This window comes from Methylophaga sp. UBA5088, assembly GCF_002414625.1.
Classification (GTDB): domain Bacteria; phylum Pseudomonadota; class Gammaproteobacteria; order Nitrosococcales; family Methylophagaceae; genus Methylophaga; species Methylophaga marina.
Genome location: NZ_DIAC01000095.1, coordinates 18,021 through 27,767, shown reverse-complemented (window position 1 = coordinate 27,767; position 9,747 = coordinate 18,021). Strand labels below are relative to the sequence as shown.

The following is a 9,747-nucleotide window of genomic DNA, read 5'->3' as shown; positions in this document are numbered from 1 at the left end:
GATTTGCTTTAATGACAGTAATGCCACAGTTATTCCTCAGCAGCTTGTGCTGCTTCTAATTGTTCGCTGGCATCAAACCATTGCATTTCAGTTTCTTCCAGCTGTGTTTTAAGATCCGCCTGCTGTTGTAATAAGTCTTTTAACTTATCCTTATTAGCATCGGTATAAAGTGCTGTGTCGGCAAGTTGCATTTCTAGTGAGGATAAAGCTTCATTGAGCTTCTCCATCTTCTGCTCGGCTTTTTTCACCGTGTTACGAAGCGGTTGCAGCTTCTGACGTTGCTGAGCGGCGAGTTGTCTGTCCTGTTTTTTATTATTAACCGCGGAAGACGACTCGGCTGTTTTTTCCGGTTTATCTTTATTTAATAACCACTGACGATAATCATCCAAATCGCCATCAAATACGGTCGCCTGCCCATTCGACACCAGCCATAAATCATCGGTGACGGTACGTAGTAAATGTCTGTCATGCGAGACAACGACGAGTGCGCCTTCAAAATCCTGCAAGGCTACAGTCAAAGCTAAACGCATTTCCAGATCAAGGTGATTGGTTGGTTCATCCAGTAACAATACGGCCGGTTTCTGATAGACCAGAATAGCGAGCACCAATCTGGCTTTTTCACCACCAGAAAATGGCGCAACCGGCTCTAATGCTTTGTCACCGTGGAAACCAAAACCACCGAGAAAATTTCGGCACTCTTGTTCTGAAGCCAGTTTATTCAAACGTTGGATGTGCTTTAACGGACTGTCATCTGGTCTTAGCTGTTCCAGCTGATGCTGAGCAAAATAACCAATGCGAATCTCTTTGCCTTCTTTACGTTTACCGCTCAAAGGCTCTAACACGCCGGCAATGAGCTTAATTAATGTCGACTTACCCGCCCCATTCGGCCCTAACAGCCCGATTCGATCTCCCGGTGCCAACCGCATTTTGATATTGCTGATAAGAGGCTTATTTTCATAATACCCCACCGACGCTTTATCTAAATCCAACAAAGGTGTGGCCAGACGACTTGGCGGGAAAAAATCAAAATGAAACGGTGAATCCACATGGGCTGGTGCGATTAATTCCATTCGCTCCAGCGCTTTAATACGGCTCTGGGCTTGTCGAGCTTTTGTTGCTTTGGCCTTAAAGCGCGTCACAAAACTGCGCATATGGGCAATTTCACGCTGTTGCTTTTGATGGGCTGCTTGTTGATTTGCTAGATGTTCAGCTCGAGCCAGTTCAAAGTCTGAGTAGCTACCGGTGTATAGTTTTACACGCTGTTGTTCAATGTGCGCGATATGTGTGACGACCCGATCCAAAAAATCACGGTCATGCGAAATCACGATTAACGTGCCAGGGTATGCTCGCAACCATTCTTCCAGCCAATAAACGGCCTCTAAATCCAGATGGTTAGTTGGCTCGTCCAGGAGTAATAAATCAGAACGGCACATTAATGCTTGTGCCAGATTGAGTCGCATTCGCCAGCCACCTGAGAAAGCGGTAACAGGCCAGCTCTCTTGCTCAGCCGTAAAACCCAAGCCATGTAACAGTTTGCCTGCACGGCTATTTGCTGTGTAGGCATCAATCGCGGCCAATTTATCGTGTAACACGCTGACTAGGTGACCATCATGATTGGCTTCTGCTCCAGCCAGTTGTTGGTTCAATTCAGTTAACTCGGCATCACCTTCGAGCACATAATCCAGTGCAGAAGTGTCCACGGCCGGTGTTTCCTGGGCCACATGAGCGATGGTCCAGACATCAGGAATCGACACCTCACCGGTATCGGCATGAAGTTGTTGACGTAACATCGCAAACAAACTGGATTTACCGGTACCGTTTGCACCGGTCAGACCAACCCGCTGTCCGGGGTGAACAATAAGATTGGCTGATTCAAACAGTAATTGCGTGCCGCGACGAAGAGAGACTTGATTGAACTTTATCATGGCACGAATTGTATCAAGGCCCGGGCCTGTCTAGCAGAATTTCTTACGATGCGGTCTCGGGTAACTGCCAGTTTATGGGTGATAGCCCATGTTGTGTCAGATAGTCATTCGCCTGGCTGAAATGACGACAGCCAAGAAAGCCGCGATGCGCAGATAATGGCGACGGGTGAGGTGCTTTTAAAACCAGATGTTTCTGCGGGTCAATCACGCTACCTTTTTTCTGCGCGTAGCTACCCCACAACATAAACACGACATTTTCACGTTGTGCATTTATGGTTTCGATGACTTTATCAGTGAACTGTTCCCAGCCTTTACCTTGATGGGCATTGGCATTTGAATCTTCGACGGTTAATACCGCATTGAGTAACAAGACTCCCTGCTTCGCCCACGACTCCAGATAGCCATGTTTGACAGGCATCACACCGAGATCGGCCTCTAGCTCTTTATAAATATTCACCAGTGATGGCGGCACTTTGACACCGGGTTTGACCGAAAAGCATAAGCCATGAGCCTGACCTGGCTGATGGTAAGGATCCTGTCCGAGGATGACGACTTTTACCTCATCAAGTGGGGTGGTTTCTAAAGCATGAAACCAATCAGCGGAATGAGGATAGATTTTTTTATGCTGATCTTTTTGCTGACGTAAAAACGTCTTCAGATTTTGCATATAAGGTGCTTCAAATTCTGACGCCAAAACGGTCAGCCAGCTGGGCGCATGTTCCAGAACCATGTTTATTCCTTACAAAAAACTCAAGGTATGATACCGAATGTTATTGACTGTAAAACAGCTTTCACAGGATAAATGCGATACAAGAAGTTTTTCCTTAAATAAAACAGGAGAATATCCGATAGGGTCATCATCTCCCTGATGCTAGCCTATGTGTATTGTTTATTACAGGTGTCACCTTCGTGAGAACACATTTACACATCCTCATCAGTCTTTTTATGATTGGGCTACTAAGCGCCTGTGACAACAATGAAGAAGACTATGACCTGAGTGCTTCTGATACGACAGTGCCATCACCACTAGAAAAAGAGGATATACCCCAATGGTTGGAAGCCTACGATGATCTGACACCTCAAGACTGGCTTATTTTACGCAGTGCCGCCGCATTGAGAGGTGAAGTGACAGATCGTGACCATCGGGTTGAAATTTTGAAGCATGCCTCACAACACTTCCGTGAAAGTCCACGCATGATTGCCAACAGAGCGGTACAGCTGGAAGACATGTTGTTAGAAATAGGTATCGAAGAGAGCGCTGTTAGCCTGATTGATATGTTTACCCACTTACCAACCGAAGGCACGCCTCATAATTTCTCAGCCTATTGTCAGTACTATTTTAATATGCGGTCAAAAGGCTATCATCAAGGGTATGCCCTCACCCAATTATCAAAACTGAAATAAATGCAGCAGCTCTCCCCATCACTTGGGACGGGAGAGAGGATTGGTCAGGGAGAGCCGTGCATATTCTCTAGCCGGGAAAAGGTGCATTAAAATTCAGCATCTTAAGTTTTAATGCTTGGCGTTGTTGCTCGGTAAGCACTTCAAATAGCTCATGAGAAAACTGAGCCTTTGTTAACGCATAACGTTTGTGAATGACCAAGGATTGATCAATTAATTTTTCCAGCTTGTGCTTATCAAAATCATCAGACAATGCCATTTCTTGAATACGGCGTCTGACTTGTCGTGCTTTCTCTCGATCCTCCTCCATTAAGTCGCACTCTTTTTCGAGCAACATTAAAATTTTTGAATTTTGAGCCGGAGTTAAATTGAGATCGTGTAAGAAAAAGCCCACATCATCAGGCTTTGGTTTGTGTTGCATGTTTGGATGCATCAACGGCACTTCATGATGTTTTATGTGATTGGCCTCGCCATTCATAGGATTAGCGATGGCAACAACTGGCAGAATAATCATCAGTAAAATTATTTTCTTTATCATTGTCTTTAACCTACTTTCAGGCCAATCACTTTGAACTTGAGAGCCAGTATCACGCATCAGCATGTTAACGAGGGTTAGAGAAAGGTAAAAACAAGTAAAGATTGCTTGCTAAAGCTGGAGCCATCATTCAGTACACTCTATGATGGCAGCATCAACAGAATAAGGAGTTGACTGTGGCGAATGTACTCATCATTGACGATGATGCTGAATTGGTTGAATTATTTGAGGAGTATCTGGAGCAAGAACAGTTTCAGGTGAAAAGTAGCTTAACCGGTAAAGTTGGTTTGGAAATGGCGCTCAGTGGCTCGTTTGACTTGATTATTCTGGATATGATGTTGCCAGATATTTCAGGCACAGAAATCCTGCTACAAATTCGTCAGAAAAGTCTGATTCCGGTACTGATGTTCACCGCGAAGGGTGATGATATTGATCGTATTATCGGCCTGGAGTCTGGTGCTGATGATTATGTGCCCAAACCCTGCACACCAAGAGAGCTCGTTGCTCGTATTCGTGCGATTCTTCGGCGAATGGATGCTGTTATGGTGGATATGCAGTCACAGGATATTCAAATAGGTCCTCTTCAACTGAGTGCTCAAAAACGACAGGCCTTGTGGTTTGAAAAGCCACTGGAGTTGACCAGTACTGAATTTAACCTACTCGAAGCATTGGTGCGTAAAGCTGGTCAAGTTGTCAGCAAAGATGAACTATCTCAACGCGCACTGGGTCGGCCATTGGTGCGGTTTGACCGTAGTATTGATGTGCATATGAGCAGCATTCGTCAGAAACTGGGCAATCAGCAAGACGGACAGTCCTATATTCAGACAATAAGAGGCAAAGGTTATCAATTCATTCGGGAATAATCATTAGGATGAGTAAGTTATTCTGGAAATTCTTTACTGTGTTCTGGCTGGCGTTATTATTAGCCGGACTCAGCGTGGGAACGGTCGTTTGGTTACATCATAAATCCATACAGGAACAAGCCAATAAAACCGATCCGGAAATCGATGTTGATGCGCATGCTTTTGTCTCAGTCGCCGCCGAAATTTTCAGCTATGGTGGTAAGACTGCATTAATTACTTTCTTGGAAAAAGCGCATCATGCACCATTTCCAGACGTCTATGCCATCGATGATAAGGGGAATGATGTGCTGGGTCGCTCTATCGATCCCAAAGTTGTGGGCTACGCGCGAGCATTATTTCTGCAGGGGGAGTTCCCCCTCGCCATCCGCTACGTTTCTGATAAAGAAAATAATGCATTACTCTTTTTCTCGCCAATAAAACGCGGGGTATCAGAAACACTCTTTATCGGGCCACCGCATGAGCGACGTGAGTTTGGGCCAGCTCCCATGCTCAATGAACCTTTTCCAACACCACCCTTTGAAACCAGGCGCATTCCCCCTCCCCCCTCTGAAACCGTGCCCTATCCACTCGTTTTATTGATTGGCTCTGGTTTGATTGCAGCGATTTTTTTTAGCGCGTTGCTGGCCTGGTACTTTACCAAGCCCATCGGATTGCTGAGACAGTCTTTCTCAAAGTTAGCAGAGGGCCAACTTAACACCCGCATAGGCAACAAAATGGGTCATCGACGAGATGAGTTGGTGGAACTGGGCCAGAATTTTGATGATATGGCCGGAAAGATTAGTCATCTAATGTCAGCACAACAACGCCTTTTACACGATGTCTCACATGAACTTCGTTCACCACTGGCGAGAATGCAAGCGGCCATTGGTATTGCTGAACAACAACCAGAGAAAACGCCAGAAATATTGAATCGTATAGAGCGGGAATCACAACGCATGAGCGATCTGGTCGGCGAGTTACTGGTTTTGTCTCGTTTAGAAACCGGGGTAACGGATAATGTTCATGTGGAGATTAGCCTGAATGATCTGCTGGATGAAATTATCAGTGATGCCCGTTTTGAAGCCAGTAGTAAACAGATAACAATTCATTACACGATTGCTGAAGATATTTTTATTACGGTAAGAAGTGAATTGATACACAGAGCTATCGAAAATATTCTGAGAAATGCTATTAAGTTCTCTCCTGAAAATGCAGAGATCACTCTGTGTGTAACAACGGACAGCATAAAGCAACGTTTATGTATTGTGATCGAAGACAATGGTCCTGGTGTTGCAGAAGCCGATATTGAATCCATATTCAAACCCTTCTTCCGGGGACAGCTCACACATAGAAATGACAGTATAGGTTTAGGTTTGGCTATCGCGTATCGAGCGGTGAGTGCACATCATGGTGAAATTAAAGCAGCTAACAGGCAGGAAGGTGGTCTTCGAGTTGAGGTCGAACTACCCTATAAAAAATAATCCGTTTTAGGCGGTTAAAGAAACATGGCGTTTAACATTAGTTTCAAGGCTTAACGCTTCTTTATCGTTTATTTGAGCTGAACTCGTCGCTTTGGGTTTCTGATTAATTGTATCGACATCACTCACCAACACACCGACATCATCAACACGAAGATTGTATGCTTGAGGCCGTTTTTCTGGCTTGCCATCATTCGCCTGTATTCGTATAGCTAGCTCATTAGCGAGTTCATATTGCTTATTAGGAATTACGCCTTGGCCATCTATTATTTCGTTGGCATCATTTTGCAATGGAAAAGAAGATTTATTGTTATTGGCTCGACTTTCCGCTATCTGCTGAAGCGCTTTTTCTATCGTGTCTTTATCAAGAAAGCTTTGCTCTTCTTCATTCAACTTTGCATAAATAGCATTGGCCTTCTCAGTTATATTCGTTGACCTTGAATATTGATAATGCAGATTATTAGATAGACCGTTTATAGCCATAACTTTACCCTTATCCTTTTTAAGGGTGACGATAGCTTTAAAGCTATGTCACTTAGTTATCTCACACTATATTTCTATTAACTTATTGATAATAGACAGGAAAAAGTAAACCTATGTAAAAGCATGTAAAGGACTCATGAACACACGGAGCAGAGAAATGACGCTGATTTGTAGCCTAACAACGCTGCCTAAACAAAAAATATGATCTTTTTCTATGAGTTAAGCAACTGACTTAAATAGAGAAATACTAAACCTCCAATTAATTTCAAAAAACTACTTGCTAATTTAAATGATAATCATTATCATTATTAACCGATGGAGTTGATAGGAATTTGTGACAACAAAGGCCGACCTACTCCCTCTCTCTTAAATCTGAAAACCGAGTTTGTTGCCAGTCTTTTGGCTGGCAACTTTTTTTCAGTCACTCCCCGTCGATGGCTTTCAAAAAATCCCTTTGAGCTGATTTTTCTACGTGTTTTGCCTACAATGTTATTTTTTCTAGGTACAACTTTGACAAAAAATGCCCGACAAACTGATAAAATCTGACGCTGAATGGCGTGAAGAACTGAGCGAAGATCAATTTTATGTAACGCGTCAGTCTGGCACAGAACCCGCATTCTCTGGCATCTACGTCGATCATGATGATCAAGGCGTCTATAGATGTACCTGCTGTAAACAAGCCTTGTTTTCGTCTGAAAATAAATTCGATTCTGGTTGCGGCTGGCCAAGTTTTTCTGCTCAGATATCTCATGGCGTGGTCAACCATCTGGCCGATCACAGTCATGGCATGGACCGAACAGAAGTACGCTGTCAACACTGTGATGCACACTTAGGTCATATCTTCGACGATGGTCCGGCACCGACAGGGCTTCGTTATTGTATTAATTCGGTAGCACTCGATTTTGACGACCAAAACTGAATGGACGGTTTATATCATCGAGGCAGATAACGGTCATCTCTATACCGGTATCACCACTGATTTATCGCGCCGATTTCAAGAGCATCAAGCCGGCAAAGCTGGTGCGCGTTTTTTTCACACCAGTCAGGCAAAAAAGATTGTCTACCAGGAAACACAGCCTGATCGCAGTCAAGCTTCTAAACGTGAAGCAGCTATAAAAAAACTCAGCCGACAGGCGAAATTAGCCCTTATCGCTACACGCTAACAATCTGTATAATGGCGCTTTTTTTCAGCGTCATTCTTGTCGCAATCAGATAACAGGATATTCCCTTGCTCAGTACTGCAAATATCACCATGCAATTTGGTGCTAAACCCCTATTTGAAAATGTGTCCGTCAAATTTGGTGACGGCAACCGTTATGGTCTCATTGGCGCTAATGGTTGTGGTAAGTCCACCTTTATGAAAATTCTCGCTAAACAACTTGAGCCTACCTCAGGCACGGTTATGCGTGACGTGAATGAATCATTTGCCGTATTAAAGCAGGATCAGTTCGCGTATGAAGATCAACGCGTCATTGATGTGGTAATCATGGGACAACCTGAGTTATACGAAGTCCACATTGAGCGTGACCGCATTTATAACCTGCCAGAAATGAGTGAAGAAGACGGTCTCAAAGTCGCTGAACTGGAAGGTCAGTATGCAGAAATGGATGGTTACACCGCTGAATCACGTGCCGGTGAACTATTACTGGGTGTCGGCATTCCTGTTGAACAGCACTACGGCCCGATGAGTGAAATCGCACCAGGTTGGAAACTCCGTATTTTACTGGCACAAGTGCTGTTTGCTGACCCGGATATCATGCTGCTTGACGAGCCGACTAACCATCTGGATATCAACACAATCCGCTGGTTGGAAGACACACTTAATCAGCGTAACAGTACCATGATTATCATTTCGCATGACCGCCATTTCCTGAACAGTATTTGTACACATATGGCCGACATGGACTATGGTGAACTGCGAATCTATCCAGGTAACTATGACGAATATATGCTGGCATCGACACAGGCTCGTGAACGTTTGATGGCGGATAATGCAAAGAAAAAAGCGCAGATTAAAGAACTTCAGGGCTTCGTTGCTCGCTTCTCTGCGAACGCATCCAAAGCGAAACAAGCCACTTCTCGCCAGAAACAAATGGAGAAAATTCAGTTGGAAGATATCAAACCTTCCAGCCGGGTCAATCCATTTATTCGTTTTGAGCAGGACAAGAAGCTATTTCGTAATGCATTAGAAGTCAGCAAAATCACCCAGTTTTATGAAACGGATGAAACCTCATTATTTAAAGACTTTAGCTTTATGACTGAAGTTGGTGAGAAAATTGCCATTATCGGCCCCAATGGTATTGGTAAAACCAGTTTAGTCAAAACCCTGGTAGGTGAGCTTCCACCTAAATCAGGTGAAGTGAAATGGTCAGAGAATGCCAATATTGGTTATTACGCGCAGGATCATGATCATCTATTTAAAGATGATTTGACCCTGTTTGAATGGATGTCTCAATGGGCCGGACCTGAAGACGATGAACAAGTCATCAGGGGCACTCTGGGTCGCTTATTATTCTCGGGCCACACCATCGACAAAAAAGCCAATGTGTTATCTGGTGGTGAAAAAGGTCGGATGTTATTCGGTAAATTGATTCTGCAACGTCCGAATATTCTGGTCATGGACGAACCCACGAACCATATGGATATGGAATCAATTGAATCGTTGAATATGGCTTTAGAACAATTTGAAGGCACGCTGATCTTTGTCAGTCATGATCGTGAATTTGTCTCTTCACTCGCGACACGCGTCTTTGATATGGAAGCCGATGGTATTACGGACTTCCGTGGTAGCTATGATGAGTATTTAAAAAGTCTGGGTGTAACAAATTAATTCAGCAAAATAGCCATAAGGCTGGGAGCGTAAGCCCCCAGCCTGAATTAATCTAAGGCTTCGGCCTGGAAGGCATCACAACGGGATAAGTCAAAACTGTGTGATGTTTGTATTTTCTTATTCGCATCACGCAAAGCTGTTCGCATCCCCTCTTCCAGTACCGGATGATAAATTGGCATCGACAGCACTTCGGTTGCAGTCAATTCCTGACTGATGGCCAAAGCCAGCGTATGAGCCATGTGCTCAGCCGCAT

The 9,747-nt window shown here is 44.2% G+C and carries 10 protein-coding genes and 1 pseudogene; 6 read left to right on the top strand and 5 right to left on the bottom strand.

What is annotated here, in order from left to right; all coding sequences use genetic code 11:
- Nucleotides 1-29: 29 nt before the first annotated feature.
- On the bottom strand, nt 30-1,925 hold the full coding sequence (locus B4K20_RS11800; protein WP_289283021.1) for an ATP-binding cassette domain-containing protein: 1,896 nt from the start codon (nt 1,923-1,925) through the stop codon (nt 30-32).
- A gap of 43 nt (nt 1,926-1,968) precedes the next feature.
- Nucleotides 1,969-2,655, bottom strand: a complete 687-nt coding sequence (ung, locus tag B4K20_RS11795) for a uracil-DNA glycosylase (RefSeq protein WP_289283020.1) — start codon at nt 2,653-2,655, stop codon at nt 1,969-1,971.
- A 179-nt stretch (nt 2,656-2,834) separates the two neighbouring features.
- Between ung and B4K20_RS11790 the strand changes: the two genes are divergently transcribed.
- Nucleotides 2,835-3,329: a hypothetical protein gene (locus B4K20_RS11790; protein WP_286305450.1), complete on the top strand. Its 495-nt coding sequence runs from the start codon at nt 2,835-2,837 to the stop codon at nt 3,327-3,329.
- A 67-nt stretch (nt 3,330-3,396) separates the two neighbouring features.
- Here the strand turns inward: B4K20_RS11790 and B4K20_RS11785 are convergent, their stop codons facing one another.
- Nucleotides 3,397-3,864 (bottom strand): Spy/CpxP family protein refolding chaperone, encoded by a 468-nt coding sequence (locus B4K20_RS11785; RefSeq protein ID WP_289283019.1) that lies wholly within the window; start codon nt 3,862-3,864, stop codon nt 3,397-3,399.
- Nucleotides 3,865-4,037: 173 nt separating this feature from the next.
- Between B4K20_RS11785 and B4K20_RS11780 the strand changes: the two genes are divergently transcribed.
- Both B4K20_RS11780 and B4K20_RS11775 read left to right on the top strand, forming a co-directional pair.
- Entirely contained in the window at nt 4,038-4,724 is a 687-nt protein-coding gene (locus B4K20_RS11780; protein ID WP_286305452.1) for a response regulator transcription factor, read from the top strand.
- Between the two features lie 8 nt (nt 4,725-4,732).
- Nucleotides 4,733-6,184, top strand: coding sequence for a sensor histidine kinase (locus B4K20_RS11775; RefSeq protein ID WP_289283018.1), 1,452 nt, complete (start codon nt 4,733-4,735; stop codon nt 6,182-6,184).
- A gap of 6 nt (nt 6,185-6,190) precedes the next feature.
- Here B4K20_RS11775 and B4K20_RS11770 read toward each other — a convergent pair whose 3' ends face one another.
- Nucleotides 6,191-6,664 (bottom strand): hypothetical protein, encoded by a 474-nt coding sequence (locus B4K20_RS11770; RefSeq protein ID WP_289283017.1) that lies wholly within the window; start codon nt 6,662-6,664, stop codon nt 6,191-6,193.
- A 520-nt stretch (nt 6,665-7,184) separates the two neighbouring features.
- Between B4K20_RS11770 and msrB the strand changes: the two genes are divergently transcribed.
- From msrB to B4K20_RS11755, 3 genes are all read left to right on the top strand, one after another.
- Nucleotides 7,185-7,583, top strand: a complete 399-nt coding sequence (gene msrB / locus B4K20_RS11765; protein WP_286305456.1) for a peptide-methionine (R)-S-oxide reductase MsrB — start codon at nt 7,185-7,187, stop codon at nt 7,581-7,583.
- Nucleotides 7,567-7,827: a GIY-YIG nuclease family protein gene (locus B4K20_RS11760; protein ID WP_286305457.1), complete on the top strand. Its 261-nt coding sequence runs from the start codon at nt 7,567-7,569 to the stop codon at nt 7,825-7,827. The genes msrB and B4K20_RS11760 overlap by 17 nt, the downstream gene beginning before the upstream one ends.
- 65 nt (nt 7,828-7,892) lie before the next feature.
- Entirely contained in the window at nt 7,893-9,494 is a 1,602-nt protein-coding gene (locus tag B4K20_RS11755; protein ID WP_286305458.1) for an ABC-F family ATPase, read from the top strand.
- A 47-nt stretch (nt 9,495-9,541) separates the two neighbouring features.
- On the opposite strand, the pseudogene B4K20_RS11750 reads toward B4K20_RS11755, so the two are convergent.
- Nucleotides 9,542-9,747 (bottom strand): annotated as a pseudogene (locus B4K20_RS11750) (dihydrolipoyl dehydrogenase); the annotation flags it as partial.

What these genes read in the sequence shown, in the direction of transcription:
- ung (WP_289283020.1), bottom strand. Translation starts at nt 2,655, where the DNA reads ATGGTTCTGGAACATGCGCCCAGCTGGCTGACCGTTTTGGCGTCAGAA.
- B4K20_RS11785 (WP_289283019.1), bottom strand. Translation starts at nt 3,864, where the DNA reads ATGATAAAGAAAATAATTTTACTGATGATTATTCTGCCAGTTGTTGCC.
- B4K20_RS11775 (WP_289283018.1), top strand. Translation starts at nt 4,733, where the DNA reads ATGAGTAAGTTATTCTGGAAATTCTTTACTGTGTTCTGGCTGGCGTTA.
- B4K20_RS11800 (WP_289283021.1), bottom strand. Translation starts at nt 1,925, where the DNA reads ATGATAAAGTTCAATCAAGTCTCTCTTCGTCGCGGCACGCAATTACTG.
- B4K20_RS11770 (WP_289283017.1), bottom strand. Translation starts at nt 6,664, where the DNA reads ATGGCTATAAACGGTCTATCTAATAATCTGCATTATCAATATTCAAGG.
- msrB (WP_286305456.1), top strand. Translation starts at nt 7,185, where the DNA reads ATGCCCGACAAACTGATAAAATCTGACGCTGAATGGCGTGAAGAACTG.